Origin of the sequence: Amycolatopsis cihanbeyliensis, from assembly GCF_006715045.1 — a bacterium.
Classification (GTDB): Bacteria; Actinomycetota; Actinomycetes; order Mycobacteriales; family Pseudonocardiaceae; genus Amycolatopsis; species Amycolatopsis cihanbeyliensis.
Genome location: NZ_VFML01000001.1, coordinates 3,532,304 through 3,553,269 on the forward strand (window position 1 = coordinate 3,532,304; position 20,966 = coordinate 3,553,269).

A 20,966-nucleotide genomic window follows, 5' to 3' on the forward strand; every position below is an offset into this window, starting at 1 on the left:
GTGGGCTCCGCCGGGCGCGCGTTCCTCCGCTCGCCGCCACGGGTTCGAGCCGCTCGCAGCCGCCCTGTCAGTTGCTTCACGACGTCATTGTCCGCGAGGATCGCTCATCATGCGCGAACCCGCTCTCGTTCCCCGCCTGCGGCCGTTCACCTCGACCATCTTCGCGGAGATGACGGCGCTGGCCGTGCGCACCGGCGCGGTCAACCTCGGCCAGGGCTTCCCGGACACGGACGGACCGGCAGGGATGCTGGACGCGGCGAAGGACGCCCTGTTCGGCGGGGCCAACCAGTACCCACCCGGCCCCGGGCGGCCGGAGCTGCGGGCCGCCATCGCCCGGCACCGCGCCCGCTACGGCCTCGAGTTCGACCCGGACGGCGAGATCCTGGTCACCACCGGCGCCACCGAGGCGATCGCGGCCAGCCTGCTGGCACTCACCGAGCCGGGGGACGAGGTCCTGGTCATCGAGCCGTACTACGACTCCTACGCCGCCGCGGTGGCGATGGCCGGGGCGACCAGGCGTACCGTGCCGCTGGCCTCGAACGGGGGTCGGTTCGCCCTGGACGCGGAGGCGCTGCGGGCCGCGGTCACCCCACGCACCCGTGCGATCCTGGTCAACTCCCCGCACAACCCGACCGGCACCGTGTTCACCAGGACCGAGCTGGAGACGATCGCCGCGGTCTGCGGGCAGCATGACCTGATCGCGATCACCGACGAGGTGTACGAGCACCTGGTCTACGACGATGCCGAGCACATCCCGCTGGCCACCCTGCCCGGTATGGCCGAGCGCACGGTCTCCATCTCCAGCGCGGGCAAGACCTTCAACTGCACCGGCTGGAAGGTCGGTTGGGTATGCGCGCGGCCGGAGCTGCTCGGCGCGGTCAAGGCGGCCAAGCAGTTCCTCACCTTCGTCTCCGGCGGGCCGCTGCAGCCGGCCGTGGCGTACGCCCTCGAGCACGAACTGAGCTGGGTCGAGCGGTTGCGCACCGGCCTTGCCGGCAAGCGGGACCGGCTCTCGGCCGGCCTCGCCGAGGCCGGGTTCGCCGTCCGCCCGAGCGCCGGAACCTACTTCGTCTGCGCCGACGTGCGCCCGCTCGGCTTCGCCGACGCGGCCGAGCTCGCCTGGCAGCTGCCGGAACGGATCGGCGTGGCCGCGGTACCGGTCAACGTCTTCACTGATCATCCGGACGAGTGGAAACATGTGCTGCGCTTCGCGTTCTGCAAGCGGGATGAGGTGCTGGACGAAGCGATCGACCGGCTGCACAAGCTCGGGTGACCCCCGCGCCCCGGCGCGGGGGCGTGGTACTTCTCAGTGTCCACCTACCCGGCTGACCAGCGTTTTTATCAACACTCTGTGATCAACTCGGCTTCCGGTGACACCGAAGCCGGTATGTCCGTTCCGCCGTACGGGGTGGATCGAACGCGATCGAGGTGAAACACTCGCCACCGATGCTAGAAATAACGCAGCCTCAAGGGGAACTGCGGCCTGGCCGAATGAGACCAGACAAGATCGGCTGACGATCAGGTGAGCCGAGGCCCGGACGGTGGTGGTGGCGATGCGCGGCACGGGATCGGTGCCCCAGCCCAGCGCCGCGGCACCGCGTGTCGTGGTGCGGCTGCTGGTCGCCGCCGGTTGCTCCGCCGCGGGCTGGCTACTGATCGGGGCGCTCGGTTCGGGCGTCGCGGCCGAGGAACTCCCCGCCACGGACAGCGGGAGCGGGAGCAGCGCGACCACCGCCTCCCCGGACATCCCCAGGACGCCGTCGCGGGCTGAACCGCCGGAGCAGGCCGAGCCGCCGACGACCCGGCCTGCCGGTACTTCCGCCATGCCGACCTCCGCCATGCCGACCTCCGCGTCGACCGGCAGCACGCCCGGACCGGAGTCCGGCACCCGCACCTCGGGTGAGTCCCGGACCGGCACGAAGAAGCCCGCCGCCGAGTCGACCGCCGTGGCGGTCGCGAGCAAGGCCGCGCACCTCGAGCACGCCGCGCGCCCTGAGCCCGCCAACCGGGTGAAGCAGGCCGTCACCATGGCACCGCGGCAGCCGGTCGCCGAGGCGCCGCGGGCCACCCCGCAGCGCGGCGGCGGGCTGCTCGGCCTGGTCGGCGGGCTCACCGAAGGCATGGTGGGCGGCCTGGTGCGCAGCGTGGACGTCATCCTCGAGCCGGTCACCGACCACTGCGAGCAACCGTCGATCCTGCCGATCCGGGACGTGCCCTCGCTGCTGCCCGACCTCGGCCGGGACGAAACCCGGTCCGGCACGGGCGGTGATCGCGAACCACGCGGTACGCCCGCGCCCAGCGGTCCGGCCCAGCCGGAGCAGGTCGCCCCCGAGCAGGCGGCGGCCGCACCGGAACCGGACACCGAGCCGCCGCTCACCCCGGCCGACCCCGGGTGGCACGAGAAGCAGGCTCCACTCGTCCGCGGCGGCATCGGACCGGCCGGCCACGGCCCGGACTCCGAGGCGGGCACCGCCAGGGCCGGCGGTGGATCCGGCGGTGGGTCCGGCGGTGGGTCCGACCCCACGCGCACCCCTGCGGCCCCCCTTACCCCTGCGGGCCCGACCTGCAGCCTCACCTCACCGCACGATCACTCCGGCGGGGGCCGCCAGCCACTGGCGGTGCTGGGCTCGAACGCCGACACCACCCAGCTCCAGCTACTCGGCAGCAGCCGGGACCACGACGCCGGCGGCACGGGCAAGGACGCCACGTTGCCACCGGCCTCCCCGGACTGACCAGGGCCCTGACCCTGGGGTGAGCCGCGCCCAAATCAAGATCAACTTCTCTGGTTTTCCGACTCGACCGCTGCACCCACTTCCGTTGAGCGGCCGCCCACCGCGGTGCATCACCGTGAAAAACCTTGAGGGATCGGACCCATGAGCACTCGTCTTCCCGATCGGCCGACCGCGCCCGGCCGGATCGGGAGCCGGTCCCGGCGTCGCGTTGCCCCCGCGACGCCGGGACCTACACCGGGCGCGCATCGCCAGCTCCTGCTCACCGCGCCGAGCGGGAACACCGGTTCGATGCGCGCCTGAAACCGCTGGCGGCCCCCGGGGTGTCGAGGGGCTATGCCGGGAAGCCGCCGCGGCGCACAGCCGGTGCGCTGGATCACACCGCCGTCCCACCTCCCTGGAGCGACGGGCTCGCTGATCCAGCGCGCCGGCTGTTTCGCGTCAGGCCACCGGGACGTCCCAGCTCGGGCCCGCGGGCGCGGCACCGGCACGCAGCGAGGCCGCCGCCGCGCTCAGCCGGCGCACCGCGTCACGCAGGCGTTCCGCCGGCTCGGTGTACGGCAGTCGTAGCCAGCTCTCCAGGCCGCCGTGCGCGGCGAACCGGGACCCCGGCACCACCTGCACACCGTGGTTGCCCGCGGCCACCGCCAGCCGGGTGCTCATCCGCTCGGGCAGCCGGCACCACAGGGACAATCCGCCGCTCGGTAGCTGGAAGTCCCATTCCGGGCACTCCGCGCGCACCGCCGCGGCCAGCTCGTCCCGCTGCGTGCGCAGTTCGGCCCTGCGCCGCCGCAGCATCGGCTCGGGGTCGGCGAGCAACTCGGCCAGCACCAGCTGCTCGAACACCGGCGACCCGAGATCCAGCGCGTACCGGGTGGCCTGCAACCGGGAGATCAGCTCCTCCGAGGCACGCAGCCAGCCCAGCCGCAACCCGCCCCAGTGCGTCTTGGCCGCGGTCCCGACGCTGATCACCCAGTCGCCACCGAAGGCACCGAGCGGGGCGGGGCCGTCCGGCGGATCACCTTCCAGGTCCAGCTCGGCAAGGCACTCGTCGACCACCACCGGGGTTCGGGTCCGTGCCAGTGCCGCGCCGAGGCGCCTGCGGCCCTCGGTGTCCAGCCGCAGCCCGGTCGGGTTGTGGAAGTCCACGATGAAGTAGCCCAGCCGGGGCGCGGCCTGGCGCAGCGCCGCCTCCATACCGTCCAGGTCCCAGCCGCCCGTGCCGTCCTGCACGTCGCCGTTCACCCCGACCGGCACCGGGAGGGCGTGGGCGGACCGGATGGCCTCCACCGCGTTCGGGTAGGTCGGCTGTTCCACCAGCACCCGGTCCCCGGGACCGACCAGCATGCGCAGGGCCAGCACGAAGCCGTGATGGCCACCGTTGGTGATCATCACCTGCGCGGGCGTGGTCGGCAGGCCGCGGGCGGTGTACCGCTGCGCGATGCGTTCGCGCAGCACGAGCAGGCCACTGCCGGTGTAGCCGTGCCCAGTCAGTTCCGCGCACAGCCGGCGGCGGGCGGCGTCCACGGCGCCCATCAGGCCGGGCAACGCCGGCGGCGCCGCCCTGGCCAGGTCGATCAGGTCCTCGCCGGAGCGGGGCGCGGGCGGCAGCCCACCACCGCCCGGTGCGGTCACCCAGGATCCGGAGCCGCGCCTGCTGGCGACGATGCCACCCGCGCGCAACTGGTCCAGCGCCGTCGCCACCAGGGTGCGGCTGACGCCGAGGGCCTCGGCCAGCTCGCGCTCCGCTGGCAACCGGGTGCCCAGCGGCAACTGGCCGTCCAGCACCTGCAGCTCGACGGCCGCCGCGAGATCCCCGGCACCGCGTCGCGAGCCGCCACGGCGCCAAACCCCCAGCAAAGAAGCCAATCTTGGACCCGATATCCGTCCACCCGGTGGGATGTGCAGGTTCATCAGTCCAATTATTACTTATTGGCTATGGCAAGGCCAGCCAATCGAGCGAATAGTGTCCGGCGTGGCTCAACCAGTTCTGCATCCGGTCCGCGTGTCCGTCGCCCCGGCCCGCCGGCTCCCCCAGCTGGTCGGGGGCCTGATCCTCTACGGCGTCAGCATGGCGATGATGACCAGGGCCGGTCTCGGCCTTGACCCGTGGAATGTGCTGCACGAGGGCCTGATGAAGCACACCGGGCTGAGTTTCGGCACGGTCACCGCGCTGGCCTCGATGGCCGCGCTGCTGCTGTGGATACCGCTGCGGCAGCGGCCCGGGGTGGGCACGGTGGCCAACATCGTGATCATCGCGGCGGTCGTCGACCTCGTCCGGCTGGTCCTGCCCGCGCAGCACACCTTCGGCTGGCAGCTCACGCTGCTGCTCGGCGGCGTGGCGCTGAACGCCTTCGCCACCGCGACCTACGTCGGCGCCCGGCTCGGCCCCGGCCCGCGGGACGGGCTGATGACCGGGCTCAGCAGGCGGACCGGCCGCTCGATCCGGCTGATCCGTACCTGCATCGAGGTGGCCGTGGTCGCGGTCGGCTGGCTGCTCGGCGGCACCCTCGGTGGGGGCACCGTGCTGTACGCCCTGAGCATCGGCCCGCTCACCCAGGCCTTCCTGCGCCGGGTGACCTGGCGGGAACGGCCGGTCAGCCGACCTGCCGGCGAGTCAGCGCCCTGCGCAGCGTGAGGTGGTCCGCGCCGTACGCGGCGAGCACATCGGCCACCGGGCCCGGCCGCGTGGCGAGCGCGAGCAGCAGGTGCTCGGGGCCGATGTGCCGGTCGCTCAGCTCGAGCGCCTCCCGCAGGCTCTGCTCGAGGGCATGCTTGGCCTCGGTGGTGAACGGCCGGTGCGCCCGCTGGCCGAACCACCTGCGCCGCTTCGGCTCCACCGCCCGGCCCGCGAGGGCATTCGCCCCGTGCACCTGTTCCACCCTGTCGACGATCTGCTCGACGTCGATACCGAGCTCGCCGAGCGCGGCCGCGTCGGTGTCGGTGATCCCGCCCCTGCGGCGCACCTTTGCCACTTCCTCGCGCAGCAGTTCCGGCCGCACACCGAGGTCGGCCAGCAGTCCCTCCACCGGTCCGAGCAGACCGAACAACAGGTGCGTGGTGTCGATCTCGATCGCGTCCTGCTCGACCGCCTCGGCCTGCGCGTCGATGACCGCGACCCGCGCGTCGCGGGTGAACCTCTCGAACATCCGCGCTACCTCCCGTATTTCTTGTGCACGGCTTGCCTGCTGACGCCCAGCTCGTTCGCGATCTCCTGCCACGACCAGCCCTGCACGCGCGCGCTGCGCACCTGCACGGCCTCGAGTTGTTCGAGCAGTCTGCGCAGCGCGGCGACGGCCCGCAGCCCCACCCGGGGATCGCGATCGCCGACCATGGCGGCCAGATCGGTTACCTCACTCATACTCGTCAACTTACGTTGACGTCGCCGCATATGTCAACTCCAGTTGACGGAGCTAGTGTCGGCTGGTGCCCGAGATCTCGGTGGCCGAACGGCCCGGCCTTGGCCCGGACGGGCGGCCGCGTCCCAGCGAGGACCACGTGGTGGTGCTCGACAACGCCGTGCTGCTGCTGGACGGCGCGACCTCACCGAGCCCGCGGCTGCCCAGCGGCGGCTGGTACGCCGGGCTGCTGACCGAACGGCTGGCCCATGACCTGCGGGCCGACCCGGACGTCAAGCTCGGCGAGCTGCTCGCCACCGCGATCACCGAGGTGGCCACCGCCCACGAGCTGCGGCCCGGCCACGCACCGTCCAGCACCGTCACGATCCTGCGCTGGCGTGCGGACACCGTGGACGCGCTCGTGCTCGCGGACAGCCCGGTGGTCGCGTTCGGGCCCGAGGGGCCACAGGTGCTCAGCGACGACCGGATCACCACGCTGCGCGGCGAGGGCCGGCTGCGCACCGGGACGGACGTGCGCGCGCTGCGCAACGCCGAGGGCGGCTTCTGGGTCGCCGAGGCCGATCCGGCCGCCGCGCGCCAGGCGCGCAGGGCGAGCTGGCCACGGGATCGGCTGGAGGCGGCGCTGCTGGCCACCGACGGCGTGGCGGTCGGCGTGGACGACTACCACCTCTTCGACTGGCCGGGGATGCTGGCGCTGGCGCGCGCCCGGGGGCCGCGGGCTGTGCTGGACGAGGTGCGCGCCGCCGAGGAGGCCGACCCGCAGGGGTACCGCTGGCCGCGCGCGAAGCGGCACGACGACCAGGCCCTGGTGCTGGTCGAGTTCGACCGGTGAGTCACGGTGCCTTACTCAAATGTCGGGTTATTCAGGTCCGTTGCGTGCGCCACCAGTGCCGTAACTCGCGACGACCGCTCGCACGGGCCTGGCGGCCCGCGGTCGCTGGGTCGTTTCTGAACAACCCTCACTAATCAGGGTGGATTCAGGGTGTTCCCCGGATCACCTCCGGAACGGTTTGCGCCACGCTGAACGTTATGCGGGATGTGCGGGCGCGGGAAGCCGAGGTTGCCGGGCAGATAGCGGGCAGAACGCGATCGTTGCTGATCGGATCGACGGCCGCGATCGGCTGGGCCGCGTTCACCATGGTCATCCTGCACATCGTCAGCTCGCACGACCCGGTCCGGGACACCATCTCCAGTTACGCCATCACCGACCGGGGCGGCGGCATGCTGGAGGCCAGCGTGCTGTCCCTCGCGATCGGCTCGCTGGTCCTGCTCGGAGCGTTGCTTTCCAGCGGGGCCGAACCGTCCCGCACCGCCCGGATCCTGTTGCTGGGCTGGGCGTCCGGGCTGATCGTGGCGGCGCTGTTTCCGGCCAGCTTCACCGCGAGCACCGACCCGACCAGCGGAAAGATCCACCAGTACGCCAGCCTGATCGCCTTCGTCAGCCTGCCAGGGGTCGGCTACTCGCTCGCCGACCGCCTGCGCGAGGCCCCGGAGCTGGCGCGTACCCGCGGGCTGCTGCTCCGGCTCACCGCGCTGAGCGTGCTCAGCCTCGCCGTGTTCGGGCTCAGCTACGTGGCCGCCGACTTCCCGCACACCCCGGTGCTGGCCCAGATCTCGGATGTGCTGCCGGTCGGCCTCGCCCAGCGGCTCGCGCTGCTGATCGATCTCGCGCTGCTGGTGGGGCTGTCCCTGCTGGCCGCACGGACCGCGCGACTACGGCAACCGGAGCCCGGCTAGCAGCCAGCTGGCGGTCGCGGCGGCGATCGGAAACGTGCTGTTGTTCCAGAATGGACTCCAACGGGTTAACCGGCCTGGTCGCGGCGCTGCGAGCGGGCGGTATCACCAGCACGGAACTCACCGACCGGATCCTGGAAAGCGCGCGCGAACACGCGGACCTTTCCGCCTACGTCACCCTGGACGCCGAGCGTGCGCGGCGCGCGGCGGAACTCGCGGACACGGCACCCGTGGCGGAGCGAGACCGGCCGCTGCACGGCATCCCGGTGGCCGTGAAGGACAACATCCACGTCGCCGGCCTGCCGAACACCGCGGGAACGCCCGCACTGGCGGAGTTCGTTCCGGAGGCCGATGCCCCGGTGGTGCGGCGGCTGCGCGAGGCGGGGGCGTTCGTGCTCGGCAAGACCGCGATGCACGAGCTCGCCTTCGGGATCACCAGCGCCTTCTCCGCGCGCCCTCCGGTACGCAACGCCGTTGATCCGCGGTATGTCGCGGGCGGCAGCAGCGGCGGTAGTGCCGTCGCGGTGGCCTGCGGGGTCCCGGCGGCGCTGGGCACGGACACCGGCGGCTCGGTCCGGATCCCGGCCGCGCTGAACGGCGTGTGCGGGCTGCGCCCGAGCACGGGACGGTATCCGGGCAGCGGGGTCACCCCGCTTTCCACCAGCAGGGACACCGTGGGGCCGATGGCCGGCTCGGTGGCCGAGCTCGCCCTGCTGGACGGCGTGCTGGCCGCGGACGACCGGCCGGTGCGGGCGGCGCGGCGGCCCCGGCTGGGTGTGCCGCGCGACCACTTCACCGAACCACTCGGGCCGGAGACGGCCGTGGCCTTCGCGGCGGCGCTGGACCGGCTGCGCGAACAGGGGGTCACCGTGCTGGATGTGCCCGCCTCGGGCTTCGCGGGTGCGGAGCTCGAGATCGGGCTGCCGATCGTGAATCACGAGGCCCGGCACGCGCTGGCCGCCTACCTCGCCGAGTACCTGCCCGCGCTGAGCTTCGCCGAGCTCGCCGAGCGGATCGCGGCGGCGGACGTCCGTACGCTGTTCGAGTCGGCGATACTGGAGGACGCGCCGAGCGCGGTGGCCCTCGCCGACTACCGGGCCGCGCTGGACCAGGGCCGTGGCCGGCTGCGGGCCGCCTACCGCGAGTTGTTCCGCGCGTACGAGCTGGACGCGCTGATCTTCCCGACCACGCCGTGCTGCGCCGTGCCGGTGGCGCAGGCAGGCAACCCGCTCGACCTCGGCGGCGAGGCCGCGGGCGAGTTCCCGACGTTCATCCGCAACACCGGGCCCGGCAGCATCACCGGGCTGCCGGGCCTGACCATCCCGCTCGCCGCCCCCGGCCCGCTGCCGGTGGGGTTGGCCCTGGACGGCCGGCTCGGCGAGGACCGCGCGCTGCTCGGTGTAGGCCTGACCGTGCAGCGGCTGCTCGGCTGAGGCCCCACGTGCTACCGTTCGTTCGAACGAACGAGCGGAGGTGCCATGGGGCTCGACACCGATATCGCGTTCACCGGCCTCGCCGGGCAGGCCCGGCTGCTCGCCACGGGCGGGGTGAGCTCGGCCGAGCTGGCCGCCGACACGCTCGCCAGGATCGAGCGGGCCCAGCCCGAGCTGAACGCCTTCCGGGCGCTCCGGCCGGAGGCCGCGCTGCGCGAGGCCGAGGCCGCCGACCGCAGGCTGGCCGCAGGCGAGCGGGCACCGCTGCTCGGGGTGCCGGTGGCGATCAAGGACGACGTGCACATCGCGGGCCTGCCGACCGCCTTCGGCTGCGCGGGCGACTTCCCCCCGGCCAGGGTGGACAGCGCGGTGGTCGGGGCGCTGAAGCGGGCCGGCGCGGTGATCGTCGGCAAGACCAACACCCCGGAGATCGGGCAGTGGCCGTTCACCGAGGGTCTTGCCTTCGGCGCCACCCGCAACCCCTGGCACACCGGGCACTCGCCGGGCGGGTCCTCCGGCGGTTCCGCCGCGGCGGTGGCCGCGGGGCTGGTCCCGGCCGCCCTCGGCTCGGACGGCGCGGGCTCGGTGCGCATCCCGGCGGCCTGGACCAACCTGGTGGGCATCAAGACCCAGCGGGGTTCGGTCCCCACCGCGCCGGACGCCGAGCTGTTCAACGGGCTCACCGTGCTCGGGCCGCTGGCGCGCACGGTCGGCGACGCCGCGCTGCTGCTGGACGTGGTCGCGGGCACCGGCGAGCGGCATCTGACGGCGGCGGGCAGGGAACCGGGGAGGTTGCGGATCGGGCTGTCCACCCGGATCCCGTTCACCGCCACGCCGACCGGCCTCGACCCGGTGGTGGGCTCGGCGGTCACCGGGCTGGCGGAGCGGCTGGCCGGGCTCGGGCACGAGGTGATCCGGGCCGAACCGCGGTACGGCCTGATCGGGCTGGACTTCCTGCCCCGGTCGCTGGCCGGGGTGCGCGACTGGGTGGCGAGGGTGCCGGAGGTGTCCGCGCTGGACCCGCGCACCAGGGGCAACGCCCGCACCGGCGCCCTGCTCGCCGGGCCGGCACTCGGCCTGGCGCGGCGCGCGGAACCGGTACTGCGCCGGCAGGTCGGCGCGGTGTTCCGCCGGGTCGACGTGCTGCTGGCCCCGACGACGGCGGCACCGCCACCCCGGATCGGGGCGTTCGACGGGCTGTCCAACTGGCGGACGGACCAGGCGATGATCGCGGCCTGCCCGTACGCCTGGCCGTGGAACGTCCTCGGCTGGCCGGGGGTGAACGTCCCCGCCGGGCCGACCGGGGACGGGCTGCCGCTCGGTGCGCAACTGCTCGGCCCCGCCGACAGCACGGAGCGGCTGATCTCGCTGGCCGCGCAGCTCGAGGCGGTGGAACGCTGGGCGGAGCGTCGTCCGCCATCATGGAACGGGTGAACACACGTGAGGCGATCCTGCGCGCGGCGTTGCGGGTGATCGGGGAGCAGGGGGTCGCCGGGCTGACCAACCGGCGGATCGTCGCCGAGGCCGGGGTGTCGCTCGGTTCGCTGACCTACCACTTTCCCAGCCAGACCGAGTTGCTGCGGCAGGCCATGCTGCTGTTCGCCGAGGACGAGACCAGGCAGCTCGGCAGGCTGGTCGAGGCACACCGCAGCGAGGACCTGACGATCGAGGCTGCCGCGGCCGCGGTGGAGCGAGTGCTGGAGCAGATGACCTTCGGCACCGACGAGATCGCACCGCTCGAGCTGTATCTGCAGGCCGGGCGGGATCCCGGGCTGCGGGACGCGACCGGGCGGTGTTTCGCCGCCTACGACGAGCTGGCCGGCACGATCCTGCGCGCGCTCGGCGTGGCCGATCCGGAACGCCTCGCCGGGGGCGTGGTGGCGCTGATCGCCGGGCTGCAGCTGCGCAGGCTGGCCACCGGGGCGACCTCCGGGGTACCCGCCGCCGACGCGCTGACCATGCTGATCCGCGGCGCCCGGTCCTGACCGGCACCGGCCCGCCCGCGCACGGGAACGGCAAACTCACGTACGTGGGGAGCAAACTCGCCGACATGGGCGGCAAACACGGTTACGTGGGCGGCAAACACGGTTGGCAGGCTAATCCGTGGCGCGCAGGTGCGCGCTGATCGGCACCACCAGCGGGGTTCCGGCGACCGGGTCGGGCAGCACCTTGGCCTCCAGCCCGAACACCTCGGCCAGCAGCCGTTCGGACAGCACCTCGCCGGGCGTTCCCCTGGCGACGATCCGGCCGTCCCGCATGGCGACCAGGGTGTCGGCGTAGCGGGCGGCGAGGTTCAGGTCGTGCAGCACCAGCACCACCGTCGTGCCGCGCTCGACGTGCAGCCGGTGCACCAGGTCCAGCACGTCCACCTGGTGCGCGAGGTCGAGGTAGGTGATCGGCTCGTCGAGCAGCAGCAGGGAGGTCTCCTGCGCCAGGGTCATCGAGATCCACGCGCGCTGCCGCTGCCCACCGGAGAGCTGGTCGACCACCCGCTCGGCGTGCTCGTCCATCCCGGTCAGCCGCAGCGCCCTGGCCACGGCCTGCTCGTCGTCCGCGGACCACTGCCGGTACCAGTGCTGGTGCGGGTGTCTGCCGCGGGTGACCAGGTCGGCGACGGTCAGCCCCTCCGGGGCGGACGGCGACTGCGGCAGCAGCCCGAGCACCCTGGCCACGTCCCTTGTCGGCACCTTCTCGATCCGCTTGCCGTCCAGCAACACCGCGCCCGAACGGGTGGGCAGCAGCCGCCCCAGCGCGCGCAGCAGGGTGGACTTGCCGCACCCGTTCGGCCCGATGATCGCGGTGACGGTCCCGTCGAGCACGTCCAGGTCGAGGCCGTCCACCACGACCCGTTCGCCGTACCCGAGCCGGACGCCCTCGGCTCGTAACCTGGTTTCGTGCACGGTGCTCCTTGCCTCGACTCCTCCAGCCTGCGCTCCCCGGCCCGCGGGCCGGACCTGCGATGCTCGCCCGTCGTCGTCTTCGGTACCGGCCTTCTCGACTCCTCCAGCCTGCGCTCCCCGGCCCGCGGGCCGGACCTGCGATGCTCGCCCGTCGTCGTCTTCGCTCATGCGCGTGCCTCCCGGCGACTCCGGACGAACAGGTAGATCAGGTACGGCGCGCCGAGGATCGCGGTGAGCACCCCGACCGGCAGGCCGTACGCGCCGGGCAGCAGCCGGACGCCGAGGTCCGCGGCGACGGTGAGGAGCGCGCCGAGCACCAGCGAGCCGAACAGCGGCGGCCGCTCGGTGCGGGCCAGCCGCAGCGCGATCTGCGGGGTGGCCAGCGCGACGAAGGTGATCGGCCCGGCGGCCGCGGTGGCCACCGCGGCCAGGCAGGCCGCGAGCAGCAGCAGGGTGCCGCGGGCGGCGTCCACCCTGATGCCGAGCCCGCGCGCGGTCTCCTCGCCGAACTGCAACCCGCCGATGGTGTGCGCGCAGATCAGGGTCGCGGGCACCAGTACGGCCAGCGCGAGCGCCACCGGGCCGACCGCCTCCCAGCCGACGTTCGCGAGGCTGCCGACGATCCAGGTGGTGGCGCGGGCGGCGTCGTCCACGTCGCCGACGGTCAGCAGCCAGTAGACGAGGTTGTAGCCGACCGCGGACAGGCCGATGCCGATCAGCACCAGCCGGTAGCCGTCGATGCCGCGCCGCCAGGACAGCCCGTAGAGCAGCAGGGCGGCGAGCATCCCGCCGGCCAGCCCGGCCAGCGGCACCCCGAGTTCCGCGGCGAGCCCGCTGACCTGCCCGCGGTAGCCTGCGAACACGATCACGCCCACCGCGCCGACCCCGGCACCCCAGGTGATGCCCAGGATGTCCGGGCTGGCCAGCGGGTTGCGGGCGATGGTCTGGAAGATCGCACCGGACAGCCCGAGCGCGGCACCGACCAGGATGCCGGTAAGGGTGCGCGGCAGCCGCAGGTCGAAGATGATCCCGTTCTCCCTGCGGTCGCCGCCACCGGCCAGGGTGCGCAGCACGTCCAGCACCTCGATATGCGAGCTGCCCCGGCCGATGTTCACCGCGGAGACCAGCACCAGCAGGGCGAGCCCGATCAGCGCGAGGGCCGGCACCCTGGGCCGGAAGGTCCAGGCGGCCGGGCCGAGACGCAACACGCGGCGGCCGGGCAGGGTGTCGATGTCCGCGATGGTCTTCACAACCGGGCCAGGCCTTTCCTGCGCACCAGCACGATGAACACCGGGGCACCCAGCACCGCCAGCATGATGCCCACCTCGAAGGTGTCCCCGGAGACCAGGCGGCCGGCCACGTCCGCGAGCAGCAGCAGGATCGCGCCGAGCAGGCCGGAGAACGGGATCAGCCACCGGTGGTCCGGGCCGGTGAGCGCCCGCACCACATGCGGCACGATCAGGCCGAGGAAGGCGATCGGCCCGCACGCGGCCACCGCGGACCCGGTGAGCAGGGTGATCGCGGTGACGCCGAGGATCCGGGTGCGGCGCACGTGCTGGCCGAGGGAGGTGGCCACCTCCTCGCCGAGGGACAGCGTGTTCAGGCCGGGCGTGTTCAGCACCGCCAGCAGCAACCCGAGCAGCAGGAACGGCAGCACCTGCCCGGCGACCGCGAAATCCCTGCCGGCGATGGAGCCGACCCGCCAGAACCGGAACGTCTCCATGCCCTGCCGGTTACCGAGCACGATCGCCGCGATCAAGCCGTACAGCAGCGCGTTCACCGCCGCGCCCGCCAGCGCGAGGGTGACCGGCGTGGAGCCGTGCCCGCCGGTGGCGCCGAGCAGGAACACCACCACCGCGGCCAGCAGCGCCCCGGCGAAGGCGAACCAGATGAAGCCGTACAGGCTGGAGACGCCGAACAGCACGACCGCGGACACGATGCCGAAGGCGGCGCCCTGGTTGACCCCGAGGAGGCCGGGATCGGCGATCGGGTTGCGGGTGTGGCCCTGCATCAGCGCGCCCGCCACACCCAGCGCGACCCCGGCGAGCACACCGAGCAGGGTGCGCGGCACTCGTAGCGAGCGGATCACGATGTCGGCGTCGCTGCCGGTCGGCCGCACCAGTGCGTCCCACACCCCGGCGAGCGGGATGGCGCGTGCCCCGAAGGCCAGGCTGAACCCTGCCGCGACCACCAACGCGACCGCGAGCGCGGCCAGACCCAGCAACCGGCGGCGCCGGTGCGGCGAGCCGTGCCGTGGGCCGGACCTGCCGGCGAGGATCGCGGTCATGACCAGGGAGAGCGAAAGTAGCTGAACACATCCGGAGTCTCGATCCGCACAGATCGGCTACTTTCGGTCGGACTGGCATCTACCGGCACAGTAGGCCACCCTAACCAGGTGGTGGCCCGTCCGGGTCAGGCGGCGTTCCACTCGTGGTCGAGCAGCGAGAGCAACACCGAGTCGCGCCAGGCCCCGCCGGTGTACACGTGCTCACGCAGTACTCCCTCACGGACGAAGCCGAACCGCTCCAGCAGGGCGATGCTGCTGGTGTTGTCCGGGCCGAGGGAGGCGCTGACCCGGTGCAGGCGCAGCGGCCCGAACCCCAGGTCGAGCAGCGCGCGGATGGCGTCGGTGGTGTAGCCCTTGCCCCGGTGCCGGTAGGCGACCGCGTACCCCAGCTTGGCCGCGCCGGTACCGGTCGGGATGAGCAGCCCGAACCCGACCAGCGCGCCGTCGGCGCGGGAGGTGATGGCCAGGGTGTAGTCGGGGCGCGGTCGCCGCGCCGACCGCTCGACGACCCCGTCGAGCAGGTCCCGCACCCCCTCGCGGGTGTGCGCGTCGAAGGACAGCAGTGCGGCTACCCGGGGGTCGCCGATGATGCCGTACAACGCCTCGGCGTCCTCGACGGTGAACTCCCGCAGGCGCACCAGCTCCCCGTCGATCCGCACGGACCCCTCCCCTGGTTCGTCGAGCACGAGCACACCATGCCAGCTCCGCACGGAAGTGATCATTCCCCGGCCACCATGGGTGCCGGTGGCCACGCCCACCCCTGCCGTCACTCCTGGCCGGGGTGGGCGGGACAGTCGGGGGCACCACAGCTGAGCAGGCCGAGGCGGTAGCCGAGGGCGACGGCGTGGGTGCGGTTCTCCGCGTGCAGCTTGCTCAGCACCGACCGGACGTGACAGCGGATCGTGTCGGTGCTGAGGAACAGCCGCCGCCCGATCGCCTCGTTGGTCCACCCCTCCGCCATCAGGTTCAGCACGGTCAGCTCCCGCTTGCTCAACGCCTTGCGCTCCGGCGCCGGCCCGGCGAACCGTTCCAGCGGGGTCAGCTTGGGGTGGCGGTAGTCACCGTGAAAGTAGGTCTGCGCGATCGCGACCCGCAGTTCCTCCGGCGTCGCCTGCGCGGGCAACAACCCGGCGGCACCCGCGGCGCGCAGCCGGGTGAGCTCCTCGGCCGGCACGGGGCGCGGCAGCAACACCAGCAACGGCACCGCGGCGTCCATCCTGGACAGTTTCTGCAGGATGCGCAGGGCGATCGCGGGCGGTGCGTGCGCGACGAACAGCGCGGGCGGGTCCGCACCGATCCGCGCGAAGGCCTCCCGCAGGCTGATGACGTACCTGGTGTCGGTGAACTCGGGTAGCGCCCGGCCGGCATTCGCGGAGACACCGAGACCGGAGATCGGCTGCGGATCGAAGACCACCATCGTGCGCTGGCGCCGGGGTTGGCCAGGGACGGCCCGGCGCGCGAGCGCTTCGGAGCTTGTTGCGACGTCGCGCGCGTCCGACCTTCGGCCATGGGCGCGCTCAGTGGTCACCAGAGTGCCGCCACTCCATTTCGCAACACACTCTTCGGACATGCGAAACCATCCTTCCTCGCCTGGTCGTCGCACACGTGGCTCGCGGGCGCCGACGAGGAGTGCCCTTATGCGGGGATCAACGAGGGCCGACGCGAAAGGTCCTGATGAACCAACGGATTCACCCGGACCGTCTCACTCAGTAGGGTGAGCCTTGATCGGTGGTTATCTCCTCGCTGAGTAGCTGAAAGGGGTGATATTCGCTGGTTACCAGTGGCAAGGGGGCCGATACGGAGCGCAGGATCAACTGTGACCTGGTTGGAGTTGCTGACGGATCATTCGGCGCGGCGGTGGCTGCGCCGGATGGGCGCGCAGCTGGACTCCGGCTGGATCGCACTCGCCGGGAGGGAGTCCCTGCGCCAGGCCTTCGGGGAGCACCTGGACGCGGTGGCCGAGGTGGTCCGCTGCGAGGAGCAACTGGTGCCCCGCCCGGAACCGGTGACGGCGCTGGTGTTGCTGGCCAGCCACGCCTACGACACGCGCTTGCTGGCGACCCGCGCCGGCTGGCGACCGCCGCGCACGGTCATCGACTGGTCGCCGCGGGAGTGGTACGGGCTGCGGTTGCTCGCCTGCTACCGGCTGGCCTGCGGGCTGCCGCACGGGCCGCGGCTGCCGGGCGCCGCACGTCCGGTGACGCCAAGGCTGGGCCACGAGCGGACGGGGTAAGGGGCCTGCCGCCGGCGACCGAGGGGGGAGAGGCGACGGCGGCAGGCCGAAAAGGGAGCGCGTACTGGGGGAGGGCGCGCTCCCGTCCGCAGCTTATGGGATTTTCCCGACGTTCGCTGGTTGCGGAGGCAGATTCGCTGCCGGAAACACCACGAACTGGGGTTTTGCGGGAACTCCCCGGAGAGCGTTGCCGTGGCCGGCCTGAGTGAGTACCGGCGCAAGCGGCACGCGGGTCGCACTCCCGAACCGATGCCCGATGGTGACGATCCGCCTGCCGGCGCCGATGACCTCTTCGTGGTGCAGCAGCATCACGCCAGCAGCCTGCACTGGGACCTCCGGCTGGAACGGGACGGCGTGCTGGTCTCCTGGGCGGTGCCCAAGGGTGTGCCGCCGGAGCCGGACCAGCCGCGGCTCGCGGTGCACACCGAGGACCATCCACTGGAGTACGCCGGTTTCGAGGGCGAGATCCCCGCGGGCGAGTACGGCGCGGGCCGGATGTGGATCTGGGATCGCGGCCGGTACGAGACCCTGCACTGGAACCCGCACAAGGTGGAGGTGGTGCTGCACGGCGAGCGGGTGAGCGGCCGGTACGCCCTGATCAACCAGCACGAGCCGGAACGCCCGCAGGACTGGGTGTTGCGCAGGCTGGATCCGGCGGAACCCGGCCGAGCCGGGCTGCCGGAGTTCCTGCCGCCGATGCCCGCACGCGCGGGCAGGCTACCGAGAGGCCCCGGCTGGGCTTACGAGTTCCGGTGGGACGGGATGCGGGCGCAGGTCCGGTCCGAGGGCGGCCGGCCGACCGTTCGGGACCGGACCGGCGCGGAGGTCACCCCGTGGTTTCCCGAACTGCGCGGGCTCGGCGAGCAACTCGGTTCCACCGAGGCACTGCTGGACGGCGAGCTCGTCGCGTTCCACGGGGGCAGGCCCTCCGCGGAGGGCCTGCGCCGCAGGCTGGCCGCGAACACCTCGGGCGGGCGGCGCCCCGACCGGACCGCCCGGCGTATCCCGGTGGTGTACCTGCCGTTCGACCTGCTGCACCTGGACGGCCGCAGCTGCCTGGAACTGCCCTACACCGAGCGCAGGACACTGCTCACCGACCTCGGGCTCACCGGCGCGCACTGGCGGGTTCCCGAGCACTACACCGGGGACGGCGAGGCGGTGCTCGCGGCGAGCGCGGGCAACGGCCTGCCCGGAGTGGTCGCGAAAAGGGCCGGCGCGCGGTACCGCCCCGGCCGGGCGAACCGGGACTGGATCGCCGTCGACGCGGGTAACCTCACCGGCGAGGTGGTAGCGGATGCCTGACCGGATTGACGTGGACGTGGACGGGCGAAGGCTGACACTGTCCAACTTGGACAAGGTGCTGTACCCGGCGGACGGGTTCACCAAGCGGGAGGTGATCGACTACTACCGCCGGGTGGCCCCGGTGATCCTGCCACACCTCATCGGAAGGGCGACCACCTTCCTTCGGTACCCGGACGGCGTGGACGGCCAGCAGTTCTACGAGAAGGACGTCTCCCGGCACGCGCCGGACTGGGTGCGTACCGCGCGGCTGGCCAACTCGAGCAGCCGCGGCGGCTCGGAGGTCAACGACCACCCGGTGATCGAGGACCTCCCCACGCTGATCTGGGCGGCCAACCTGGCTGCGCTGGAACTGCACGTTCCGCAGTGGACGGTCGGGTCCCGCGGCGCACGGCGCAACCCGGACCGGCTGGTGTTCGACCTCGACCCCGGGCCGCCCGCCACGGTGGTGGAATGCTGCCGGGTCGCCGAGCGGCTGCGTGCGGTACTGGCCGAGGACGGCCTCACCGCGTACCCGAAGACCAGCGGTTCGAAGGGCATGCAGGTGTACTGCGCGGTGCGGACCCGGCAGCCGGAGCGCACGTCCGAGTACGCGAGGGCGGTGGCCGAGGCGCTGGCCGGCGAGTCGCCCGACGAGGTCGTCGCGCGGATGGCCAGGGCGGCACGGCCGGGCAAGGTGTTCATCGACTGGAGCCAGAACAACCCCGCGAAGACCACCGTGGCGCCGTACTCGCTACGCGGCAGGGAACAGCCGACGGTGTCCACCCCGGTGACCTGGGACGAGGTGCGGGGCTGCACCTCGGTGGCGGAGCTGACCTTCACCGCCGAGGACGTGCCGTCCAGGGTGGAGCGCCTCGGCGATCTGTTCGGCGGGCTGGCCGGCGCGCGGGCGGCGCTGCCGAGCTCGCGCTGACAGCCCGTTCCTGAACTGGACCTTGCCGGTCGAGGCGAGTGGAAGAACTCGCCCTCCCGCCTCCCACCACCACCCAAACGGAGGCGCTGACGCGCCAATCTGCTCGGCGGCGAACAGCCCACGGGTGGCGAGGCCGGGCGCATGACCTGCGAAGTTGGCTGTGGTGACGGAGTCCGAGCCCGGCCGAGCCGACCGTGTCGCGAGGTGAGGAACAAGCGCTGACCCGGAGAAGGGCCGCGACCCCCACGACGCCGGGGAGGCCACGGCCCTGACTCGGCCGGTGGGTCAGCCGGTCACGTCGAGGTGACCCGGCTGCGGGGTCGGCCGCGGCGCGTTGCCGTTCTCGTCCGCCTCGTCACCGGGCAGGTCATCGTCGTCCCCGCCGTTGTCCCCACCGTCACCGGGCTGGGTCGACGTGGTCGTCTCCGTGGGCTCGCTCGGGCCGGTGGTCTCCGTGGGCTCGCTCGGGCCGGTGGTCTCGGTGGGCTCGGTGCCGCCCTGCTTCTCGGTGCAGGTCGCCGAGGAGATGTCCACGGTCTGCAGCTTGCCGAGCACCTTGACCGAGATCGCGGTGACGGTCAGCGAGCCGTCCTCGTTCTCCGTCTGCTTGTTCAGCGTGACGGTGGCCAGGTTCTCGACGCCGATCGTGGTGTTCGGCTTGATGTGCTCGCCGAGCGTGATCCGCTTGGGGCCGATCTTCACCGTGGCCAGCGCGATGGAGCCGGTGCGGTCGTCACACTTCGCGACGATCTTCTCCGCGGAGATGGGCAGGGTGGGCAGGTCGAGCTTCAGCTCGGCCACGCTGGCCTTGGCGTAGCCCTGCTCCGCCTCGGCGTTCAGCACACCCATGTGCAGCAGCGGCATCTCACCGGGCGGCAGGTCGGCGGCGACAAGGGACTCCTTCCCGGAGCCCACCACATGCGGGGTCTTCGGGATGGTGATCAGCTTGCTGGCCGCGATCGCGTAGGCGGAGTCCTCGGCCTCGGTCGCCGACGCCATCGGGGCCAGGCCACCGACCAGCAGCAGGGAAAGCGCGCCGGCGCTCAGGGCGGCGGTTCTCTTCTTGGACAACGGGGTTCACCTTTCGGGGGTTGAGCGAACAAACCGTGCGTGCGTTACTTGCGGGGCAACCACCGCTCGGCGATCAGGCGATGCTGACGATCGTGCCGAGCGGCAGCTCGACGAGCTTGTCCAGGGCTTCCTTGGGCACCCTGATGCACCCGTCGCTGTTGGCCTTGCCGACAAAGCTGTCGTCCGGCCAGGTGTGGATGCCGACCGTTCCGGGGCCGCCGCCGAACGTCTCGTGTGATTCCGAGTGGCTGCTCAGCGGCAGGACGATCGGGCTGTAGGTGTTCTCGGTCTCGGCGATCGAGGCGATGATGAAGGCTCGCCCCTTCGGCGTGGGGTACTCGGGTTTGCCGATCCCCACGGTCCACTCGCCCATCTGCTCGTCGTCCTTGGTGATCCGCAGCTGGTAGGCGGCCAGGTCGACGTGCACGATGTAGTCGTTGTTGGCGGACTCGACACTGCCTTCCGGCACGTGCACCCAGCCGGCGGAGGTGTTCGGCCTCGAGGGCAGCAGTATCTGCGCCCAGTCGCCCTGCCGCTCGATCACCGGAACCCAGGTCGGCGACTCGACCTGCTTCACCGGAAGCCGGGCGATCGGGTCGCCGCCCGCGCCGGCGTAGACGACGAGCTCGTCCTCGGGGTGAATCACCTCACCGGCGACCGCGGCGTTCGGTTCCGGATCCTCCGGCGCGTTCGGAACCTTGCCGTAGGTGGTGGCCTCGGGCAGCGCCGCGATCTCCTCGGGGCTCAGCGCCTGGGGCGCACCGGGCACCTCCTCGCCACCGCAGGCCGAGGCCAGCAAGGTCAGCAGGGCAATGGCACCGACCGCGAGCAGTCGTTTGGGGAGACTTCCCCGGCGAGGATGACGAATACCGCCGATCGGGTGGTTCTGAAACTCATCAGGTCTTTCCATCAATCACGTCCTGAACGTCGATCATGCCGAACGGAGGACGGCAGTAAAGCAAAGCCGGATTCCGCGGCCGGACTTGGGGGTACGTGATGTACCGGATC

General features: G+C 72.4%; 21 protein-coding genes. 11 read left to right on the top strand and 10 right to left on the bottom strand.

Translation table 11 applies throughout. The features are described 5' to 3' along the window. Nucleotides 1–109 precede the first annotated feature (109 nt). Together FB471_RS15670 and FB471_RS15675 are read left to right on the top strand one after the other, a co-directional pair. Nucleotides 110–1,273, top strand: coding sequence for a pyridoxal phosphate-dependent aminotransferase (locus tag FB471_RS15670; RefSeq protein WP_141999093.1), 1,164 nt, complete (start codon nt 110–112; stop codon nt 1,271–1,273). Nucleotides 1,274–1,553: 280 nt separating this feature from the next. After that, nucleotides 1,554–2,732 (top strand): hypothetical protein, encoded by a 1,179-nt coding sequence (locus FB471_RS15675; protein WP_141999095.1) that lies wholly within the window; start codon nt 1,554–1,556, stop codon nt 2,730–2,732. Between the two features lie 438 nt (nt 2,733–3,170). Here the strand turns inward: FB471_RS15675 and yczR are convergent, their stop codons facing one another. Then, nucleotides 3,171–4,643, bottom strand: a complete 1,473-nt coding sequence (gene yczR, locus FB471_RS15680) for a MocR-like transcription factor YczR (protein ID WP_141999097.1) — start codon at nt 4,641–4,643, stop codon at nt 3,171–3,173. A gap of 61 nt (nt 4,644–4,704) precedes the next feature. Here yczR and yczE point away from each other — a divergent pair, with 61 nt between their 5' ends. Then, complete coding sequence (gene yczE / locus FB471_RS15685; protein WP_141999099.1) at nt 4,705–5,367, top strand: membrane protein YczE; 663 nt, start codon at nt 4,705–4,707, stop codon at nt 5,365–5,367. On the opposite strand, the gene FB471_RS15690 is transcribed toward yczE, so the two are convergent. Continuing rightward, entirely contained in the window at nt 5,327–5,878 is a 552-nt protein-coding gene (locus FB471_RS15690; protein WP_141999101.1) for a Clp protease N-terminal domain-containing protein, read from the bottom strand. The genes yczE and FB471_RS15690 overlap by 41 nt on opposite strands. A gap of 5 nt (nt 5,879–5,883) precedes the next feature. Then, nucleotides 5,884–6,090: an RNA polymerase sigma factor sigma-70 region 4 domain-containing protein gene (locus FB471_RS15695; protein WP_141999104.1), complete on the bottom strand. Its 207-nt coding sequence runs from the start codon at nt 6,088–6,090 to the stop codon at nt 5,884–5,886. 65 nt (nt 6,091–6,155) lie between these two features. Between FB471_RS15695 and FB471_RS15700 the strand changes: the two genes are divergently transcribed. The 5 genes from FB471_RS15700 to FB471_RS15720 all read left to right on the top strand — a co-directional run bounded on the left by FB471_RS15700 (nt 6,156) and on the right by FB471_RS15720 (nt 11,240). Then, nucleotides 6,156–6,920, top strand: coding sequence for a hypothetical protein (locus FB471_RS15700; RefSeq protein WP_141999106.1), 765 nt, complete (start codon nt 6,156–6,158; stop codon nt 6,918–6,920). 197 nt (nt 6,921–7,117) lie between these two features. Continuing rightward, nucleotides 7,118–7,825: a DUF998 domain-containing protein gene (locus FB471_RS15705; RefSeq protein ID WP_141999108.1), complete on the top strand. Its 708-nt coding sequence runs from the start codon at nt 7,118–7,120 to the stop codon at nt 7,823–7,825. Nucleotides 7,826–7,875: 50 nt separating this feature from the next. Further along, the gene (locus FB471_RS15710) at nt 7,876–9,255 is read left to right on the top strand and encodes an amidase family protein (RefSeq protein ID WP_141999110.1); all 1,380 of its coding nucleotides are present in this window, start codon (nt 7,876–7,878) and stop codon (nt 9,253–9,255) included. 45 nt (nt 9,256–9,300) lie between these two features. Beyond that, nucleotides 9,301–10,689 (top strand): amidase, encoded by a 1,389-nt coding sequence (locus FB471_RS15715; RefSeq protein WP_141999112.1) that lies wholly within the window; start codon nt 9,301–9,303, stop codon nt 10,687–10,689. Beyond that, nucleotides 10,677–11,240, top strand: a complete 564-nt coding sequence (locus tag FB471_RS15720; RefSeq protein WP_141999114.1) for a TetR/AcrR family transcriptional regulator — start codon at nt 10,677–10,679, stop codon at nt 11,238–11,240. Before FB471_RS15715 ends, FB471_RS15720 begins: the two co-directional genes overlap by 13 nt. Before the next feature lie 111 nt (nt 11,241–11,351). On the opposite strand, the gene FB471_RS15725 is transcribed toward FB471_RS15720, so the two are convergent. The 5 genes from FB471_RS15725 to FB471_RS15745 form a co-directional block, all read right to left on the bottom strand. Further along, nucleotides 11,352–12,155 carry an ABC transporter ATP-binding protein gene (locus FB471_RS15725; protein WP_142001996.1) on the bottom strand — a complete coding sequence of 268 codons (804 nt, stop codon included), beginning with the start codon at nt 12,153–12,155 and terminating at the stop codon, nt 11,352–11,354. A gap of 164 nt (nt 12,156–12,319) precedes the next feature. Beyond that, nucleotides 12,320–13,405: a FecCD family ABC transporter permease gene (locus tag FB471_RS15730; protein WP_141999116.1), complete on the bottom strand. Its 1,086-nt coding sequence runs from the start codon at nt 13,403–13,405 to the stop codon at nt 12,320–12,322. Next, the gene (locus FB471_RS15735) at nt 13,402–14,442 is read right to left on the bottom strand and encodes a FecCD family ABC transporter permease (protein ID WP_141999118.1); all 1,041 of its coding nucleotides are present in this window, start codon (nt 14,440–14,442) and stop codon (nt 13,402–13,404) included. The genes FB471_RS15730 and FB471_RS15735 overlap by 4 nt, the downstream gene beginning before the upstream one ends. A 125-nt stretch (nt 14,443–14,567) precedes the next feature. Beyond that, nucleotides 14,568–15,164 (bottom strand): GNAT family N-acetyltransferase, encoded by a 597-nt coding sequence (locus tag FB471_RS15740; RefSeq protein ID WP_141999120.1) that lies wholly within the window; start codon nt 15,162–15,164, stop codon nt 14,568–14,570. A 44-nt stretch (nt 15,165–15,208) separates the two neighbouring features. After that, nucleotides 15,209–15,859 carry a helix-turn-helix transcriptional regulator gene (locus FB471_RS15745; protein ID WP_170220819.1) on the bottom strand — a complete coding sequence of 217 codons (651 nt, stop codon included), beginning with the start codon at nt 15,857–15,859 and terminating at the stop codon, nt 15,209–15,211. A 399-nt stretch (nt 15,860–16,258) separates the two neighbouring features. Here FB471_RS15745 and FB471_RS15750 point away from each other — a divergent pair, with 399 nt between their 5' ends. The 3 genes from FB471_RS15750 (at nt 16,259) to ligD (ending at nt 18,887) form a co-directional block, all read left to right on the top strand. After that, nucleotides 16,259–16,675, top strand: a complete 417-nt coding sequence (locus FB471_RS15750) for a DUF6401 family natural product biosynthesis protein (protein WP_246076427.1) — start codon at nt 16,259–16,261, stop codon at nt 16,673–16,675. A gap of 192 nt (nt 16,676–16,867) precedes the next feature. Then, a complete protein-coding gene (locus FB471_RS15755; protein WP_141999124.1) occupies nt 16,868–17,977 on the top strand; it encodes a DNA polymerase ligase N-terminal domain-containing protein in 1,110 nt (369 codons plus the stop codon). After that, nucleotides 17,970–18,887 (top strand): non-homologous end-joining DNA ligase, encoded by a 918-nt coding sequence (gene ligD / locus FB471_RS15760; protein WP_141999127.1) that lies wholly within the window; start codon nt 17,970–17,972, stop codon nt 18,885–18,887. Before FB471_RS15755 ends, ligD begins: the two co-directional genes overlap by 8 nt. A gap of 285 nt (nt 18,888–19,172) precedes the next feature. Here the strand turns inward: ligD and FB471_RS15765 are convergent, their stop codons facing one another. Together FB471_RS15765 and FB471_RS15770 are read right to left on the bottom strand one after the other, a co-directional pair. Next, nucleotides 19,173–19,958, bottom strand: a complete 786-nt coding sequence (locus FB471_RS15765; RefSeq protein WP_141999129.1) for a choice-of-anchor P family protein — start codon at nt 19,956–19,958, stop codon at nt 19,173–19,175. A gap of 73 nt (nt 19,959–20,031) precedes the next feature. Further along, entirely contained in the window at nt 20,032–20,790 is a 759-nt protein-coding gene (locus FB471_RS15770) for a L,D-transpeptidase family protein (RefSeq protein WP_142002000.1), read from the bottom strand. Nucleotides 20,791–20,966 lie beyond the last annotated feature (176 nt).

Coding starts and splice junctions, on each gene's coding strand:
- FB471_RS15670 (WP_141999093.1), top strand. CDS start 110: ATGCGCGAACCCGCTCTCGTTCCCCGCCTGCGGCCGTTCACCTCGACC.
- FB471_RS15675 (WP_141999095.1), top strand. CDS start 1,554: ATGCGCGGCACGGGATCGGTGCCCCAGCCCAGCGCCGCGGCACCGCGT.
- yczR (WP_141999097.1), bottom strand. CDS start 4,643: ATGAACCTGCACATCCCACCGGGTGGACGGATATCGGGTCCAAGATTG.
- FB471_RS15690 (WP_141999101.1), bottom strand. CDS start 5,878: ATGTTCGAGAGGTTCACCCGCGACGCGCGGGTCGCGGTCATCGACGCG.
- FB471_RS15695 (WP_141999104.1), bottom strand. CDS start 6,090: ATGAGTGAGGTAACCGATCTGGCCGCCATGGTCGGCGATCGCGATCCC.
- FB471_RS15705 (WP_141999108.1), top strand. CDS start 7,118: ATGCGGGATGTGCGGGCGCGGGAAGCCGAGGTTGCCGGGCAGATAGCG.
- FB471_RS15710 (WP_141999110.1), top strand. CDS start 7,876: ATGGACTCCAACGGGTTAACCGGCCTGGTCGCGGCGCTGCGAGCGGGC.
- FB471_RS15715 (WP_141999112.1), top strand. CDS start 9,301: ATGGGGCTCGACACCGATATCGCGTTCACCGGCCTCGCCGGGCAGGCC.
- FB471_RS15720 (WP_141999114.1), top strand. CDS start 10,677: ATGGAACGGGTGAACACACGTGAGGCGATCCTGCGCGCGGCGTTGCGG.
- FB471_RS15735 (WP_141999118.1), bottom strand. CDS start 14,442: ATGACCGCGATCCTCGCCGGCAGGTCCGGCCCACGGCACGGCTCGCCG.
- FB471_RS15740 (WP_141999120.1), bottom strand. CDS start 15,164: ATGATCACTTCCGTGCGGAGCTGGCATGGTGTGCTCGTGCTCGACGAA.
- FB471_RS15745 (WP_170220819.1), bottom strand. CDS start 15,859: ATGGTGGTCTTCGATCCGCAGCCGATCTCCGGTCTCGGTGTCTCCGCG.
- ligD (WP_141999127.1), top strand. CDS start 17,970: ATGCCTGACCGGATTGACGTGGACGTGGACGGGCGAAGGCTGACACTG.